An 18,787-nucleotide genomic window follows, 5' to 3' on the forward strand; every position below is an offset into this window, starting at 1 on the left:
CCCATCTATTTTCGTTTTAATCTCTGTTTACGGCGGTTTTTCCCATCTGCCATCGCCTGTTTACGGAGATTAGATGATTCAGTGACAGCTTGCTTTTCTTCCTTTACCCCATGTATCTTCTTCAGTTCGGCAGCCAATGACGCGATGGTCGGGTGGCTATACATCATGACTACCGGAACCTCTATGCCATAAATTGATTTGATATGACCGCTCATCTGCAGCAAATCAAGGGATGTCGCACCCATTTCAAAGAAGTTCTCATTCACATCCGGTTCATGATGAAAAAAGGAGCTGAGTACATCACTCAATGATGCTTCTAGACGATCATCTATGACCTTCGATATTTGTTGAGACGGCTCTTCTTCCTGCTGCATAGGTGTTAATCGATGTTTCATTCTCTCACCCATGTCTCGAACAGAAACAAGAATTTGCGGATAATCTAGACGCAGCACTTCCTGAAAGGCCTTTATCCCTTGTTCTGGCAAAATTCCCGCCTGCTCCTCAAGTGCCATCATGTCATTGACTTTGGCCGCTAATGCTGAGTCGTGTGCCATACCGACTTTTTCCCACCGATCCCAGTTTAAAGAAATCACTGGCTTTCCTTCCTGCCTCTTCGCATGAGCAAAGCTATCCATAAAAGCATTGGAAGCCGCATAAGCCACTTGTCCAGCCGCTCCAAGAAAGGACACAAGGGATGAACAAAGTAAAAAGAAGTCGAGCGTTTCATCCTTGAGTGCTTCATCCAGCACATAGGTCCCGTTGATTTTTGCCTGACACATGCGAATTTCATCGTCTGCTGTTCTTGCTTGGATGATCTTCCCGTCTGCCTCTCCTGCCGCATGAATGACACCATGTAAATCACCAAATGACGTATGAGCCAGCTGGACCGCTTTCTGCACAGCATCTTGATCTGACACATCACCGTGTACAACTTGTACATCAGCTCCTAACCCTTCAAGAGTCATCAGCTTTTTCACGGTTTCAGCTTCTTTCCCCTCCGCATCACGCAGATCAAGCCATGCAGAGCGTTCACGTATTTGTACTCGGCTCATGAACACAAGTTTCACTTGATACGTTTCTGCTAAATGTTTAGCTAATGTGAAGCCAATGCCCCCCATACCGCCGGTCATGAGGTAAACGCCATGAGTCCTGAAAGGCTGCTTGGAAGATTCCTCTTTGTTTAAAGGGGTGCTTGAAGCCTTTCGAACCCACCTGCTGTTCACGCGATACGCCACGACCGCATCTTGATCGTGCATTGCAACCTCGTATGAAAGAAATAGCGGCCAGTCCGCCTTTGTTTCCTGACATAAATCAATGTGCTGACACGCAATATGCTGATATTCTTGAGGAATGGTCAGAGCCAGCCCAGTACATGTTGCTTGAAGAGGATTGACCTTCTCCATCCCGATTACATCATGCGCTTGGTTTGTCACAAGATGAAGACGGATGGCTGTGTTATGATACTGGCTGATCAGCCTGACGAGATCGAGCACAGATAAGTAGTTTGGCTGATCACCTGTATCTTCTGTTAGTTCATCATGCATCCAGATGATCTCTTCCGGTATAAATTCAGATTGCTGCAGTTCAGCCATCACCCACTCTAAATGTGACAGCATATGAACGTCCGCCTTCATCAACTGGTCATTTTCTTTGATCGTATGATCACTTTGACAGACGCTGACAACCTCTGCATGCCGTTCTTTCAAATAAGCGCCAATATGACCATTTTTCTCAAAAACCAAGATACGCTTCCCTTGATGATGCTGCTCTTTTAGTACAGGTGCAGAGCGTTCCCATACCGGAATGTAAAACCAGTCTTGAAAATCAGCTGAGAGTTTCTCCCCCTTTTCTGATGGCGCTAAAGCGGTCATCAGCTGATCCGCTTTAAACTGCGGAGAGGGGAATATTTGATGCTCGAATGGATATGTTGGCAGTGACACTCGATATGGGGCCTTTTCTTTTCTGACAGCGCTCCAATTCGGTTCCACTCCAAAACTCCACAGCTTCCCTATAGCCTTTTTCATATATTCATCATCAGCAGCTTGTTCTTTTGGATGTCTCACCATTGAAACAGCCGCTGCTTTGTTCACATCATAGTCATCATGTCGTCTCACAAATTGAGTTAACGTATGACCTGGCCCCACTTCAATGAAAACCACTTCTCCAAGTCCAAGTAACGTCTCTACTCCTTGACTAAATAAAACAGGCTGCCTGATATGAGATGCCCAGTAATCAGGTGATGCGGCTTGTTCATTTGTTAACCAGCTCCCTGTCACATTCGAAAGGATCGGAATCTCGCCCTGCTGGTAGGTGATTTCCGAGAGAACGTTCTTAAACTGTTCGGACGCTTCATCCATCATACTCGTATGAAAGGCGTGAGAGGTTTTCAGCTTTTGGACAGAAGCTCCTCTTTTTTCAGCTTGTTCGAGATAAATCTGTAACCGTTCTGAAGGACCGGAAACAACAGATAATTGTGAGCTATTCACTGCAGAAAGCTCGACACCTTCTGGAAGATCATGTTCAATCTCTTCGGCAGGGAGTGACACACCGGCCATTTCACCTGGAGGCATTTTTTGCATCAAACTGCCTCTTTTTAAAACGATCCGGATGGCATCTTCAAGGTTGATCATACCGGCCACGCAGGCAGCCGTGATTTCTCCAATACTATGACCAATGAAATAATGCGGACATATGCCTAGTCCCATCAGCTTCGATGCGAGCGCATACTCAAAACTAAACAAGATGATTTGTGTATATGATGTTTGCTGCATGAGTTGTTCTGCTTCTATGAACTCTTCTTCGGTTGTTGGATATAACACGTTCTCGATCTCAACACCTGATAACGATAAAATAATGGCAAAACATTTCTGAAGCGTTTCTTTAAATTCAGGGTCTTTCTCATATAAATCCTTGCCCATATTCACATACTGAGCACCTTGACCAGAAAACATCCAAACGATCGCAGGCTGTTGAAAGGCCTTTTGCGGCTGGCCGGCTGACTGGAATGTGCGGCCCGGACCTGCAAGAAAAGCTTGTCGATAAGGAAAATGCTTTCGTCCCTCTTGCAGGGTAAATGCAGCATCGGATAGTGTGACATGCTTATGTTCTTTTAAATAAGAGGTCATTTGTTCAGCAGACTTTTGAACCGCCTGCTTCGATCTTGCCGAAATCACCATTAGTTCATGATCTCTTTCTACTGACGGTTTGTCGGCGGCGGGTGCCTCTTCCATGATCAGATGTACATTCGTTCCGCCGACTCCAAATGAACTGACACCGGCACGCAGCGGCTGCTCTGATTTCGTCCATGGTACGGGTGTTGTATTTACATAAAATGGGCTTGATTCAAAATCAATTTTCGGATTCGGTTTTTTATAATGAAGGCTAGGCGGCAGCATCTGATGGTACAGACTAAGCGTTGTCTTGATAAAACCTGCAATCCCTGCGGCTGAGTCAAGATGACCAATATTGGTTTTCACAGACCCAATCGCACAAAACTGTTTTTTATCCGTTTGAAAAGCTTGCTTTAGTGACTCAATTTCAACTGGATCTCCAAGAGTTGTACCTGTGCCATGTGCTTCAATATAAGATATACTCTCAGCTTCTACACGACTGATGTTGAGTGCCTTTTTAATGACTTCGCTTTGTCCTTCTATACTTGGTGCTGTGTAGCCAACCTTCCGCCCGCCGTCATTGTTATAGGCTGAACCTTTAATCACGCCATAGATATGGTCCTTATCCTTTAGTGCCTGCTTTAATGATTTGAGCACAACAACTCCACAGCCCTCGCCGCCAACGGTTCCTTCTGCCTGTTCATCAAAAGCCCGGCAGTGCCCATCTGGCGACATGATCATGCCCTCTTGATACATGTATCCTTTTTTGTGAGGGGTCGTAATGGTGACGCCGCCTGCGAGTGCCATTTTACATTCTCCAGTAATCAGGGCGCGCGCCGCCATATGAATGGCAGTCAAAGAGGAAGAACAAGCTGTATCAACAGCTACGCTCGGTCCCTTCAAATTCAATTTGTAGGATACCTTTGTGTTCATGAAATCTTTATCTGTTAATTGAACAGCCGCAAATTGTTCAGATGAGTGATTCGTTCTCATCAGCATGGAAGCAGCTTGCCAATATAAATTAGCAGAAGCAGCTCCAAATAAACCAATCGGTTCCTGATAGGTTTCAGGGTTATAGCCTGCATCTTCAAGGGATTCCCATGCCACCTCATGAAACATGCGGATTTGCGGGTCCATTACTTCTGCTTCACGCTGTGAATAACCAAAGAAATCTGCATCAAAGTGATCATGCTGATCGACTGCTCCTTTAGCACGTACATATTGCTCATGGTCTAATGCTTCTTTCTCAACCCCTGCCTCCAGCAGCTCTTCCCTTGAAAAGAACGTAATGGACTCTCTTCCATTTGCAAGGTTGTCCCAAAAGTGATGAATATTCTTTGCTCCCGGAAAACGGCAGGCCATCCCAACCACTGCAACCTCTAATCCTGTGAACTTACTCATCTATCATCCCGCCTAACAGTTGAGCGGCACTTTCTAAGTCATCCGCTTCATTTTCTCCATCATTTTCGATCTGTTTCTCTTGCCCTGAGACTTTGGTTCTCAATTGAGCGGCTATTTGCGAAACAGTTGTATATTGGAACAGCTCCATCACTGTCAGCTCCTGCTGAAATTCCTCTTTCACTTTATTGGACAGTTCAACGATATTAAAAGAGTTCCCGCCTAAATCGAAAAACGGTTCATCTATACGTATCTGCGCAGCAGGGACTTGTAAAATAGATGCGAAAATGCGAACAAGCTTCTGCTCTGTTTCATTATGTGCTTGAATGGTCAACGGCTCTTGATTGCCTGCCACTTGATCTTCTGGATTCGGCAGTGCTTGGATATCCAATTTCCCTGATAGATTCAAAGGAAATTGTTCTATTTGAATGACATGCCTCGGCACCATATAACCTGGTAACCTTTCACTTAAAGACTGACGAAGCGCACGCTGATCTATCGCTTGTTTTGCCATCATATATGCGCAAATGTATTGGTCCTGATCCTTCGTTTCCTTAGGAATGACAATGACATCTTGAATCAGTCCTTGCATATGCGGGTCATCAAGAATCGCTCTGCGAATCTCCTCGAGCTCAATTCGATACCCTCTGATTTTCACTTGGCCATCGTTTCTTTTAGCAAATTCTATCAACCCATCAAACCGCCATCTTGCAAGGTCTCCCGTACCGTATAACATCCCGCTGCTCAGCTCTGGTTTTTTGATAAATTTCTCCTTGCTCAGATCAGGGTGATTGATGTACCCACGACCTACACCATCGCCTGCTATATATAGTTCGCCAAAGACGCCAATCGGAACTGGCTCCCCTTGCGCGTCACATATGAAAATATGCTCATTCGGCATCGGCTGCCCAATAGGAATGACCTGCTCGTCCCAGTCATGGGGAATCAAAAAGGATGATGACTGAACCGTACATTCAGTCGGCCCATACGCATTAATCATGATCGGTTTTTCACCTGATACATGCTGTAAAAATTGATCCATCAGCTCTTTTGTGAACACCTCTCCGCCCACCAGCAGCATGTTCAAAGCAGGCAGGTCTTGTTTTGATTGCGCTGCTGCCTTGTTCATCAGCTTTAAGTGAGAAGGGGTCACATCTGACAGCTGAATGTGGTTTTCTTGGTAAAACGACCATAACGCATGCCCATCCATACGGACTTCATCTTTGGCAATATGCAGCGTATGCCCGAGGAGCAATGCCGGGAACAATGTTTGCACAGACGCATCAAAAATGTGTGAAGCCAGCATCCCTACTTGCAAAGGATCAGGGAGCAGATCAAAAAAGCGCGTTTTCATTCCATATACCAAATTAATGACATGACGATGTTCAATAACGACCCCTTTTGGATGCCCTGTCGTTCCTGATGTATACAGGACATACGCCATATCCGAAGGCGAAATAGACCAAGTCAGATTCTCTTTTATTGGCGATTCTTGAAGCATGTCTTGAATCACATGAACCTCGACATCCAATCCTTCATATCCTTCTGCATCCGAGACAATAGCTGCAGCACCGCTGTTTTTGAGCATATACCGAATTCTTTCGATCGGCAGATGGACATCAATCGGTAAATAAGCATAGCCAGCCTTTAAAATGCCAAAAATGGCAATGACCAGTTCAGCAGACCGATTCATTCTGAGTCCAACAGGAGTCTCACGTGTCATCTCACTTTGAGACAGTCTAAGTGCAATGCGATTCGATAAATCATCAACCTCTTCATATGTATAGGAGGTGGTGCCAAACACAACAGCCGTTCGTGCTGGATGCAATTGGACTTGTTCTTGAAATAACGACACAATATCACGATCCACTGGATAAGCGAGCGACTCTCCTTGAAACGAATCAAACAGCTGACTTTTCTCCATATCAGATAAAAATGAGTGTGTGCTCATCGCTTGTTCCGGGGTTTTGAGACATTGCTCTGTGAGTGTCATGAAATGTCTGGAGAACTGCTCCATCATTTGATCGTCATAAATGGAAGCATCCCAGTGAACTTCAGCATGAAGGTAATCTTGTTCTTTCTTCCAAACAATGAGCACATCCGCATGCAGCTGCTCTCGGTCAGCATGCCCATGCAATGGCTCAAACGCACATGCCAGATTGACACGCTTCTTGTCTTCTCCTACTGAATGCCAAAGCTCATCCATTAAAATATGAACAGGATAGTTTTGATGACGCACTGCCTCCTGAAACGATTGTTTCACTGCCTCTAGCCCTGCGCTAAAGCTCATATGAGGCTCAATCTCTGCCTTAAGCGGCAGCATATGATTGATGGCTGATTGATTGGCAGACTGTTCCATTGTAGGAACAGTCACCATCAACTCAGTTTTTCCGCTATAACGTTGAAGCAAGCCAAAAGCAGCTGTGGTCAGCACGATAAACAGGCGCAAATCAGAATCTCCACATAATTGCTTTAACGAATGGTTCATAGCCACAGGGAAGGACGAATGAAGCGATCGGTTCATTGCAGCAGAATGGGCTTGTGAAACCGTATGAGGGATCCGGCCATCAAGCTGGACACCTGATAAAATAGATGTCCAGTAGGCTCTTTCCCTCGCCTTTTCCTTCGCCGCTGCTTTCAGTTGAAAATCATCATGTTCAATCACTCTTCCATTCACCTCTTTACTTATATTTTTAAGTCATCTAATTCGAAAAGAGATACGTCGTCTAATTGCTTGAATGAAGAAGTCAGTTCGATCTCTTCTATTCTCATCGCATCTGCTGAAACAGCCCGCATGATGTCTTTCAGCAAGCCTGCAATCCGCTGAATGGTTTCCTCACTGAAAAGCTCAGTATTATATTCAATCGTTGAAGAAAGACCGTCTTCCTGCTCATACGCAATCCAGAGTAAATCAAAGCGCGACGTTCCTGTCTCATACGGATAATCACTAAAGGTTAAACCGCCTACCTTCAGTTCTGGCTGATTCATATTTTGCAAAGCGAACACAGCATCAAACAATAGATTCCGGCTGACACTCCGGCTTAACTGGAGGTCTTGAACCATTTGTTCATATTGATATTCTTGATGTCCGAAATCACCGATGACATGTGCCTTCACATCCTGAAGGAATTGCTGGTACGTCAGCTCTGCTTTAGGATATAAACGAAGTGGCAGCATATTGACAAAGATACCGATGACTTGCTGCAGCTCCTCTTGTTTTCTGCCTGCTACCGGAACCCCGACCGTGATATCTGATTGTCCGCTTAATTTATGAAGCAAAATCTGATACACACTTAACAGACCCATAAACAGAGTGGCGTCTTCTTTTAAAATCATTTGCTTAAACGCGTTCAGCTCCGCTTCTTCTATACGGAATGTATAATGTCCACCGCGGAATTGTCTCACCTCTGGCCGATCGAAATCTGTTGGCAGATCAAGTAGCGGGGCACCCTCTAACCGGTTTTTCCAGTAATCACTCGATTCTTTCAGTGCTTCAGACGCAAGCATGTCATTTTGCCATTCTGAAAAATCTTTATATTGCAGAGCGAGAGGCTCAAGCGTCCTGCCGTCATATAACTGCATAAAGTCGTTGACCAAAATATCTTGAGAAAGACCGTCTGAGATAATGTGATGCATGTCCAGCATGAGCACGAATTCCTCTTCTGCCAGCTTCATCACACCGACTCTCATCAATGGAGCCTCACTTAACGTAAAGGCAGTCAAAAATTGTTCAATCACTTGTTTTTGATCTTCCTCAGATCCTTGTGTCGATCCCTTTGTGAGGTCAAACAATGTGACTGCAAATGGTACCTCTTCTTCAATCTTTTGATAAGGGACGCCATTCTCTAGTACAAACGCTGTCCGCAAACTTTCGTGTCTCTTAATGAGCTGCTGAAATGCCCATTCCAACCTGCTGATATCGAGTTTTCCTTTGATTCGCCCCGCTTTAAACTCGTTGTATCCTGTGCTGTTTACATCCATTTGCTGCATGAGATACAACCGTTTTTGCGCAGACGACAGAGGATAATGCTCCTTCACTTCGGCTTTTTCAATCGCATGATAAGCAGCAGTATCTGCTTGGTCGATATATGCTGCCATTAATCGTATCGTAGGTATTTGGAAAAATTGTGGCAGCGTCAGCTCTACACTAAATGCACGATGAATGATGCCAATGAAGGTAATCGCCTTAAGAGAATCTCCACCCATTTCAAAGAAATGATCATCTATGCCAATGTCATCAATCTTAAAGAATGCTTGCCAATGTTGACTTAATTCCTTCTCCAGCTCTGTTTCAGGTGCCGCATAATTCGTTGAAAGCGCTGGCCGAGAATACAAGTTTCCATCTTGTACATGCTCTCCGCCGCTCTCTTCCTCACGGGATAAACGGTCTACATATCTGTGAATACGATCATGTAAAGATGTTGTCGAAATAACCATTTGTTCCACTTGATCCAGTGAAAGCAATCGTTCAAAGATTATTCTTCCTTCTTTTTCTGTAATTAACGTTTCGGTGACATCATCTCCGATTGGAAGATCGAGCTGCTTCCCCTGCTCAAATTCCCAGCCGTCAAAGCTAATGACAGACCACTGTGTTTCTGAACGTAGATTGCGTTCATACACGTACGCATCGATGAAATGATTCACAGCTGTATAGGCTGTAAAACCGAGTCCGCCCAAGATCGGTGACAAAGATGACAGTACAAAACAGAAATCAAGGGATCGATCACCTAAGGCGGCATCAAGATGAAGTACGCCATTCATCTTCGCTTCAAAATGCGGCTCCGAAAATGTGACATCTGTTTGCTCCATCACCCGGAAAGATTGGTCGCCTGTCACTCCAGCTGCATAGATCACACCGTCGATCTGTCCATATGACGCATCCACTGTGTTGATCAATTGCTGGATATCTTCCCTGTGACGAACGTCTACTTTCTGTATGAGAACGTCTGCGCCTGTCTCTTCCAGTGCCATTACCTTTTGTATTTTTTTCTTTGTTGGATCCTGTTCATCGTGCGTAGACAGCCATTCTTGCCACTTGCTTCTATCAGGGAGTCCAGACCTGCTCGTTAAGATTAAGGTTCCCTTCGTTTGCTCGGCCAAAGTCTGGGCGATATTCAATCCAATAAACCCAAGTCCGCCAATTAAAATGTAGACACCATCTTTTTTAGCCAAATGAGCATGTCCTGTTTCGGGAACTGAACCTTTCGCATACTTTTTCACATATCGCTTATTTCGTCGATAGACCGTGAGAAGCTGTCCATACGCTCGATCTAGCTCATCGCTTATTTGCTTCAGCAATCGCTTTTCTTGAACCCCATTTTCCACCGGGCGATCAATATCAAGAATGCGGTAACGCAAGTTCGGTGTTTCTTGTGATATAACCATGGCAGGTCCTAGATGGATCGCTTTTTCAGGATAAAGTACAGGTTCACCGCCAACAGCATATGTCAATGAGGAAAGAACGGTAATCGATACCTTTTGGTCCAAAACATATTTTTTCAATGCCTGGCCGATATAAAGCAAGGAGTAATAAGCATCTTGCTGCGTTTGCTTCACCCATTCTTCTTCCGTGTGAGATGGCTGTCGTTCTGAAAGCCCCCATAGATGACAAACTTCTGACACGTTCATTTCGTCATCTGCCAGATTTGAAATGAGCCTTTCATAATCAGATGGCTCATGTGACCGAATGGTATAGCTTTTTTCGTCATGCTTCGTAAATTCATTTCCTTTACGAACCACTACGAACTCGTTCCGTTTCGTCAGGAGCTCAGCCGCAATCTTCTCTCCGAGAGCAGATGGCTCTGCAAACAAAAGCAAGGCTCCGCCAGATGTATCTTCTGATGGCACGCAAGGTAAAAGATCCGCTTCCCAATGAGGGGTATAGAACCATTCATCCATTTGCTGCTTTCGTCCAGACTGCTTTGGTTTTTCTTGTTTCACACGATCTGCTGCATCATACCAATAGGAGGTTTGATCAAACGCATACGTTGGCAGCGGCATTTTCCGCGGCTGACGGTTTAGATGGAACCTGTCCCAATCAATAGATAATCCGTTTGTCCATAGACGTCCCATTTGACTAAGTATAAATTCAGTATCCGTCACATCTTGTTTTGCATGTCTTAACACATGACATACATGCTGATTCAGGCCGTTCAATGACCTGTTGACCATCACGCTTAAATCTTGTCCTGGTCCAATCTCAATTAATTGAATATTGTCCTCTTGTAAAATATTTGTGATGCCTTCAGCAAAGCGAACTGTATCGGTCATATGCCTTTTCCAATAAGACATATCTTTCGCACTCGTATCTGTCATCCAATCTCCTGACAAATTCGAAATAAATGGAATACGAAGTGTTTTGGCTTTCATATGCTTTAATTTTTCTCCGAATTGCTCCGCTGCCTCCTTCATGACATGTGAGTGGGCAGCAATGGTTCCACCTAACCGCATACACATCAATCTGTTGCTTTTCAGCTCTTGTTCAAATTCACTTATCGCCTCTTCTAGACCTGACACGATACATGATGAATCATTGACAACCGCGAGAGAAATATTTTTTGGAAGCATCGGTTTTAGCTCTGCCTCAGGTAATGGAACACTCATCATGACGCCAGCTGGTGACGATTGCATCGCATTCGCACGATAGGCGACCATGGACATTGCGTCCTTTAAGCTGAATAGTCCTGATATAGCGGCCGCCGTTAATTCGCCAAAGCTATAGCCGATCATTGCATCAGGACGAATGCCCCATTCAATGAAGAGCATGGATAAGGCATATTCAATGGCAAAAATGGCCGGCTGTGCATATTGAGTACTTGCTAATTTTTCACGCGCCTTTTCTGTTTCAGCCGCTAATGGGTAAAGAATACGGGCAAGACTTCGCCCCGTTGCTTCTTCATATGCTTGAAAACAAGCATCCATTTGCTTCTTAAAGTAAGGCTCTTCCCGGTACAAATCTAATCCCATATTGAGATATTGATTGCCTTGTCCAGAAAACATAAAAATAATCTTTTGTTGCTCCACATGCGAATGCATGAGCTTTCCAATGCCCTTGCCTTGCTTTTCTGTTAATACTCGCAAAGCATCTTCTCTGCTTGCCGCAACAAATGCCTGACGGAAACCAAAGAACTGTCTTCCTGTTTGCAGAGTATAAGCTGCGTCTGCCAAATTGATAGAAGGCGTGTTTTCTATTTGGTTTACGAGTTTGTCTTTCATTCGTTCCAAGCTCGTTTTGCTCTTTGCTGAAAGAACAAGCAGCTCAGCAGAACGAGGCATTTGCTGACGATCTCTTTGTGGTGCTTCTTCTAATATGACATGTGCATTGGTTCCACCCATTCCAAATGAGCTCACCCCAGCCCGCCGCAAATGTGAAGCTGGCTGCTTCCAGTCAGTCAGCTCAGTGTTTACAAAGAAAGGGCTATGCTCAAATGCAATGTTTTCATTGGCTTTTTTGAAGTGAAGACTAGGTACAAATGTGTGATGCTGAAGCGAAAGCACAGCTTTGATCAAGCCAGCTGCTCCTGCCGCTGCATCCAAATGTCCAATATTGGTTTTGACAGACCCAATACGGCAAAATTGTTTTTTCTCTGTGTCGAAAGCCTTTGTTAGCGCCTCTATTTCAATCGGATCACCAAGTGATGTTCCAGTTCCATGTGTTTCTACATATTCAATCGTATCTGGTGAAACATCTGCTTGATGTAAGGCATCCTGAATGACACGTGTCTGTCCTTCAACGCTTGGAGCATTGAAACCAACCTTTTGATCACCATCATTGTTGATGGCAGAGCCCTTAATGACCGCATAAATATGGTCACCATCTTCTATGGCTTCACTCAGTGCTTTTAAAGCAACAAGACCAACACCATCTCCGCCAACCGTTCCATCTGCTTGATCGTCAAAGGCGCGGCAATGGCCATCGCTTGATTTCACCATGTTCTGCTGATAAACGTAGCCTGATTTCACTGGGTGCAGGATCGACACACCTCCCGCAAGTGCTACATCTGAATCACCATTTGCAATGGATTGACAGGCCAAATGCAAAGCGACCAAAGAAGTCGAACAAGCGGTTTGCAGCGTGAGCGCCGGTCCTTTCAAATTCAATTTATGGGCAATTCTTGTACTCACGGTATACGTATCATTGAGTGAACCCACTTCAAACAGCTCTGACATGCTGCTATCAAGGGAAGCTGCAAAACGCTGAATCCATTGAAAGTTCGATGTGGACCCAGTAAACAACCCAACTTTACCCGTATAATCTTCTTGCACATACCCCGCATCTTCCAGCGCCTTATAGGCGTACTCATGCAGGAGGCGTATTTGAGGATCCATCATTTCTGCCTGACCTGGCGAATAGCCGAAGAAGGATGCATCAAATAAATCAGGTCCATCAATCACACCTTTTGCCCTCACATAATCGGGTCGTTCGAAGGTCTGACGGTCAATACCAGCTTCAAGCAGTTCTTCATCGGAAAAGAAGGAAATTGATTCTTCTCCATTCTTCAAGTTTCGCCAAAATGCCTCAACATTTTTCGCACCAGGAAATTTACCAGCCATTCCAATAATGGCAATCGGCTCATTGGATTTTCTTGTCTTTTGTTTCACAGGCTGCGTGCCTGCCGCTACCTGCTCTGAATCGCCGCTTAAATATGCGGCAAGCTCTCTAATCGTTGGACGGCGGAACATTTCGACCATTGGAATGCTTTGATTCAATTGCTTAGCGAGCTGTTGATTGACGTGGATTAAGTTGAGTGAATGCCCGCCAATGTCAAAGAATTTGTCATGAACACTTACCTCATCTAAGCCGAGGACTTTTTTCCAGATGTCTTGAATGACTTTCTCAGTATCAGAAAGATTGGCAGCGCCCGCCTGCTTATTCGTTTGCTGCGCCTGTTTCAAAGCAGGTAATGCCCGTTTATCTAGTTTGCCATTGGCAGTCAGCGGCATATCGTCCAATTGAACAAAGTGAGTTGGGATCATATAATCCGGCAGTTGATCAGCCAACGCTTGTTTTAATGCCGCTTGATCAAGGATGGCTGTCGTGACAACATATGCGGCCAAACATGGTGTACCAGAAACATCTGGCTTTACAACAACAGCTGCTGCTTTTATTTCTGGCTGTTCATTCAACCAAAATTCAATCTCACCAGTTTCAATCCGGTAGCCTCTCAGCTTCACTTGATCATCATTTCGACCTAAAAATTGAATGAGCCCATTAGGGAGAATGCGGGCTGCATCACCTGTTTTATAAATTTTTTCACCTGGCTGGAAAGGGTGATCGACAAACCTTTCTTCGGTGAGTTCCGGTCGATTCAAATACCCTTTTGCGACACCTTTCCCGCCAATATATAATTCACCGACGGCTCCTTCCGGCATGAGATTCATATGTCTGTCAAAAAGAAGAATATCTGTATGCTGTGCAGGCTTTCCAATCGGTACATACACGTCCTGATCAAGGTCCTGGTCATATCGATGAATCATGCAGCCAACGACCGTTTCAGTTGGTCCATATTCATTCACAATTTCAATTGGCTGCGGGAAGGACTGCTGAATGGATTTCGCTAAAGATGTTTCCAGCTGTTCTCCGCCTAAAATGAAACATTTCATTTGGCTGTCTGGGAAAGACAAATGCTTAATAAACTGTAAATGAGATGGTGTCAGTTTCATCACATGTACGCGATTATCTTTTATGATGTCTTCGACAAGCAGCTGCCGGTTTTCATGGTGGTAAATCATGATGGTATTTCCTGAAATGAGCGGCGTGAAAATAGAAGTAACCGTCAGGTCAAAGGACAGTGAAGTATACAAAGCAAAATGCCTTGTTTCTCCTCGAACATATACTTGCTTCGCCCAATCAATATAGTTGGCTAAGCCAAGATGATGAATGAGTACACCTTTAGGTCTTCCGGTCGTACCTGATGTATAAATGCAGTAGGCTGTTTGGTCTGAGGTGATGGCTTCTGCCAAGTTGTCTGATGGTCCGGTGTATAGATCCGGCTGTGTGATATCAATTTTTTCTCCATGATAGGCATAGGTGAGCCCTTTCATTGGATGAGTTAAGAGCCATTCTACTCCGCTGTCTTCTAATAGATATTCTATTCGTTCCTGCGGGTATTCAGGATCAATCGGCACGTATGCACCGCCAGCTTTTAAGATCGCTAAGCATGCTATCACCATTTCAATGGAATGCTCTGCTAAAATGCCGACACGCTGCTCCTGTTTGACTCCTTTGTTTTGTAAATAATGTGCGAGCTGGTTCACTCTCTTATTGAGTTGTTCATATGTAACCGTCGTATCGCCAAACTCAACTGCGGCTGCCGCTGGCGTTCGTTCCACTTGTGCTTCAAAAAGGTCAATCACCGTTGGTTCATTGCTAGATGTTGCCCCGCCATACTGCCGGAAGACCGCTAATTGCTTTTCTTTCTCTTCTTCTGATAGCAGCTGTAGCTGAGCAGCAGATTTGTGCGGATGAACACAGGCATCAGACAGGAGATGAAGAAAATGCTGACACCACTTTTCGATTTGTTCAGCTGAAAAGCTGACGGGGTTATACACCAATGAAAAGTGCAGCTGATCATCAAACGCCTGGACACTAAGCGTGAGATCGAATTCTGTCTGCTCAGTCATCTCAAATCCACGAATACGAATAGGCTGATCGTTTTTCGTGAGCATTTGATCTAGTGGATAGTTTTCAATGACGACGATTGAATCAAATAACGATTGCTCTGCCGTCATTCCTGCATATTTCTTTAAATCAGATAGCGGTGTATGTTCATATTCATTTCTTATAGCTATCTCACGACTCACTTCCTGCATCTGTTCAAGAATCGGCAGCTCTTGTTCGAATGAGACCCGCAGCGGCAATGTGTTAATGAACAGCCCTGTCATCTTTTCAATATGAGGGACATCCGCATTTCTCCCTGATACTGTTGTCCCAAAGACAATATCATCTTGGTTGGCATACTTAGATAGCAAAACTCCCCACAGCGTATACATCACAGATGCGAGCGTCACGTCATATTGATTCGTGAATTTGCTCAGGCTCTCCGCAATGGAAGTATCCACTTGATGTTCATATTGATGAAAAACTTCTGAATTTTCATATGCGCCGCTTGACTTCGGAAGCAGTTCTGCATAACTCCAGCCATTGAAAACATTTTTCCAATAGGCGGCTTGTGCTTCTGTCTGTTGAAGGTTTTTCTGCTGCCATTTGACAAATGATTGGTAGGACGGTCTTTGTTCAAGAAGAGGTTTGTCCCCATTCGATAAGCGCTCATATGCACTCATCCAATCGCTTAATACAATCCCAAGGCTCCATCCGTCCAATAAAATGTGATGGAAGCTAATGAGAACCCAGCTGACTTCATCATTCACTTCACATAACGTCAGGCGAAATGGGACTTCCTGCAGATCAAAGCGTTCTTCTCGGTTCTGTGCCGTCACCTCCTCTTTCAGCACATGAAGAGGCTCCTTCGCTTGTGTCAAATCACGATATCGAATGTCTGGCTGGTGCTGCTTCAGCACAATTTGTACTGGTCTTGCGAGTTCCTGCCATCTGAACAATGTTCTAAGCATTTCATGCTGTTTGGTGACATTCGTCCATGATTGTTCAAAAATGTCTCGATCTATCGGTCCGTCTATTTCGATCAGCAGTTGTTCAAAATAAGCTGTTCCGTTCGGTTCCATTAAATGATGAAACAGCAGTCCCTCTTGGATCGTAGTGATACCTAACATATTTTCAATGTTCTGTTTATCCAGCTTCTGCGGCTGTAAAGCCATGGGATCATCTCCTTTCTCTCTAAGAATGTTTCACGAAATAATGGCGTAAACCATAGTTAGCAATAACCTGCTGCTGAATTTGTGAAGTTCCTTCAATAATTTCAAGTACCTTCGCTTCACGATATAGTCTTGAAGCTGAGTTTTCCCGGCTAAATCCACTTCCGCCATGGATTTGGACATTTGTATTTGTAATGTCAACGGCGATTTTAGAGGTGAAATATTTTGCAATGGATGTTTCTGTGATCGCATCAGGGTGATTCGCTTCTCTCATTTCTCCAGCCTTTAGGCATAAGGCTCTCGCTGCATGGAGCTGGGTAACCGCATCTCCGATCATGCCTTTGATCATTTGATGCTTGTACAATTTTTCATTAAACTGTGTTCTTTTACGTGAATACGTGACAAGAGAATCAACGGCTTCTTGTGCGATGGCAAGCCCTGCCCAAGCGACACTGTATCTTCCATGGTCTAATGCGAGTGACACCACGTGGTTAAATCCACCCCCAACAGGTCCTAAGACACAGTCTTCATGCACCTGGACATGATCTAGAGTGATTTCCGCTAAATATGATGCTCGATTGGCCATCATTCCTGTAATTCTCTCAATCTCTACACCCGGCTGATCTCGATCGACAAGGAATGCCGTGACTTGTTCACCGTCTCTTGCAATCACAATAAAGAAATCTGCAATCGCTCCAAAGGAAATCCACTTTTTCTTCCCATTTAATACATAGGATTGTCCTTCTTTTTGATAGCTTGTTTCAACATGATTGGCATCTGAACCAATATTCGGCTCTGACAAAGCAAAGGCACCGATTTTTTCTCCTTTAGCTAATTCAACAAGCCAGCCTTGTTTTTGGTCTTCTGTTCCATAACGAAGAATGGCTTCTCCTACAAGTGAATTCACTGTCAATAATGTCCGTACATTACAGCAAGCTTTTCCCACTTGTTCCGTGAACTGTCCATATGCTATTGGATCAAGCCCCAGCCCTTGATAGGAAGACGGGATACCTGCTGCCAAGTAGCCTCTTTTCGCCATATCTCGAATGAGCGACTCTGGTAAATGTTCCGTCTCGTCGAATTCATTGGCAAACGGACGGATATGTTCATCGCAATACTGTCGTATTTCTTCAATGGCATCGATCGTTTGTTCAGCTGTTTTCATGAAGAGCGGCCCCCTGTTGTTTTCTCTCAATTAAGGCGACAATGCGATTGACCGTACTAAAATGAGCAATGTCGAGGTCTTCGTTATCTAATTGGAAGTGAAAATCATGTTCGATATAGTTCACTAGTTTCATCGCAAATAGAGAATTGACAAAGCCTTGTTCAAAAATATGATCATCATTTCCAAGCTCAATTTCCTCATCAAATACCACTAGGTTTTGCTCGATATAGGCTCTTACTTGTTCGTGTAGGTTCATGATTTAATCTCCTCGCTTTTCGCTTTTTTATTGTTTGGCTGGATCTTTCTGATTTAATTCAATATTGACATCTACGTATTCTGGGAAAGGCTGAATCATGCTTAAATCATTTTCAAACAAGATATAGCCATCCTCCCCCTTCTCGATTTCTTTGAAATTCGCAAACTTGTATGTGATATACATCATGCGGTTTCGGTCGGTTTGTTTAAAGTCAGCCACAAGCCGCTTTCCTCGCTTTTTCGCTTCTTGCAAAATCGTTGTGAGTAAAATGGTCCCGACACCACGAGACATGACGCGGCAAGACATAAGCAGCAGTTTGACATGCCATGTGTCGCCTGTTTCTTCTATTAATGAGAGTCCAATTTTTCCATAGGAACCGAATTTATCTTCAAGTTCACAGACAAGCAGCAAGTGAGAATCTGATTGACGGAAGAAATCAAGTTCTTCATAATCATAGGTTTTCCCGCTCGCATTTAATTGATTGGTACGGACGGTCAGTTCTTCAGCTCGCTGGAGGTCTTGTTCTCCTGCTTCTGAAATCACGAATTTCATATGTAAAGACGCCAAGAATTTCTCAGGCGGCCCTTCATATTTCTCTTCTTCCTGCTGCCTTTGGTCCGCTTCTAAATACATTCTTCTGCGTCGTCTGGCATCTTCTGTGATAAAGACTGGACGCAGCCGATCATCAGTGAGTAATGACATATAATCCACTGCATCCCAGCACGTAATCTCTGGATGAACAGCCTTCACTTCCTCTCGTTCAAATGGCTGATCATCAATAAAGAGAATGGTATCTTTATGAATATTTAGGCGCTCGCTGATTCTCTCTAAAGAACTAGATTTGGCATTCCAATGAATCTCTGGATAGAGAAAGAAATGCTCGATCCCAAAGGCGGAGAGCTTTTCCCTCACGGCTGCTTCATCATTCCGGCTTGCAATAGAAAGAAGGATACCGCGCTCATCTAATTCTGTTAGCACTTCCTTCATCGAAGGCTTTAACATCACTTCATCTGATTCAAGTAAAATTCCATCCCATAATGTATGATCTAAATCCCAGACAACACACTTGATTTGCTTAGCCATTTG

General features: G+C 44.3%; 6 protein-coding genes. All 6 read right to left on the reverse strand.

The window, feature by feature from the left end; all coding sequences use genetic code 11:
* Nucleotides 1-5 precede the first annotated feature (5 nt).
* The 6 genes from C6347_RS17020 to C6347_RS17045 are packed head-to-tail and all read right to left on the reverse strand — an operon-like array spanning nt 6 to nt 18,784.
* A complete protein-coding gene (locus C6347_RS17020) occupies nt 6-4,511 on the reverse strand; it encodes an SDR family NAD(P)-dependent oxidoreductase (protein WP_106071889.1) in 4,506 nt (1,501 codons plus the stop codon).
* Nucleotides 4,504-7,173, reverse strand: coding sequence for a non-ribosomal peptide synthetase (locus C6347_RS17025; protein WP_106071890.1), 2,670 nt, complete (start codon nt 7,171-7,173; stop codon nt 4,504-4,506). The genes C6347_RS17020 and C6347_RS17025 overlap by 8 nt, the downstream gene beginning before the upstream one ends.
* Before the next feature lie 20 nt (nt 7,174-7,193).
* Nucleotides 7,194-16,283: a hybrid non-ribosomal peptide synthetase/type I polyketide synthase gene (locus C6347_RS17030; protein WP_106071891.1), complete on the reverse strand. Its 9,090-nt coding sequence runs from the start codon at nt 16,281-16,283 to the stop codon at nt 7,194-7,196.
* A gap of 19 nt (nt 16,284-16,302) precedes the next feature.
* Nucleotides 16,303-17,445 carry an acyl-CoA dehydrogenase family protein gene (locus C6347_RS17035; protein ID WP_034664692.1) on the reverse strand — a complete coding sequence of 381 codons (1,143 nt, stop codon included), beginning with the start codon at nt 17,443-17,445 and terminating at the stop codon, nt 16,303-16,305.
* Entirely contained in the window at nt 17,432-17,701 is a 270-nt protein-coding gene (locus tag C6347_RS17040) for an acyl carrier protein (RefSeq protein ID WP_034664694.1), read from the reverse strand. Before C6347_RS17040 ends, C6347_RS17035 begins: the two co-directional genes overlap by 14 nt.
* Before the next feature lie 27 nt (nt 17,702-17,728).
* Nucleotides 17,729-18,784 carry an HAD-IIIC family phosphatase gene (locus tag C6347_RS17045; protein ID WP_034664698.1) on the reverse strand — a complete coding sequence of 352 codons (1,056 nt, stop codon included), beginning with the start codon at nt 18,782-18,784 and terminating at the stop codon, nt 17,729-17,731.
* Between the last annotated feature and the right edge of the window lie 3 nt (nt 18,785-18,787).

Source organism: Bacillus sp. NMTD17, from assembly GCF_002998735.1.
In the GTDB taxonomy this organism is placed as follows: domain Bacteria; phylum Bacillota; class Bacilli; order Bacillales; family Bacillaceae; genus Bacillus.

Bases quoted from the DNA above. Each gene is read 5' to 3' on its own strand.
- C6347_RS17030 (WP_106071891.1), bottom strand. From the start codon at position 16,283: ATGGCTTTACAGCCGCAGAAGCTGGATAAACAGAACATTGAAAATATG.
- C6347_RS17040 (WP_034664694.1), bottom strand. From the start codon at position 17,701: ATGAACCTACACGAACAAGTAAGAGCCTATATCGAGCAAAACCTAGTG.
- C6347_RS17035 (WP_034664692.1), bottom strand. From the start codon at position 17,445: ATGAAAACAGCTGAACAAACGATCGATGCCATTGAAGAAATACGACAG.
- C6347_RS17045 (WP_034664698.1), bottom strand. From the start codon at position 18,784: ATGGCTAAGCAAATCAAGTGTGTTGTCTGGGATTTAGATCATACATTA.
- C6347_RS17020 (WP_106071889.1), bottom strand. From the start codon at position 4,511: ATGAGTAAGTTCACAGGATTAGAGGTTGCAGTGGTTGGGATGGCCTGC.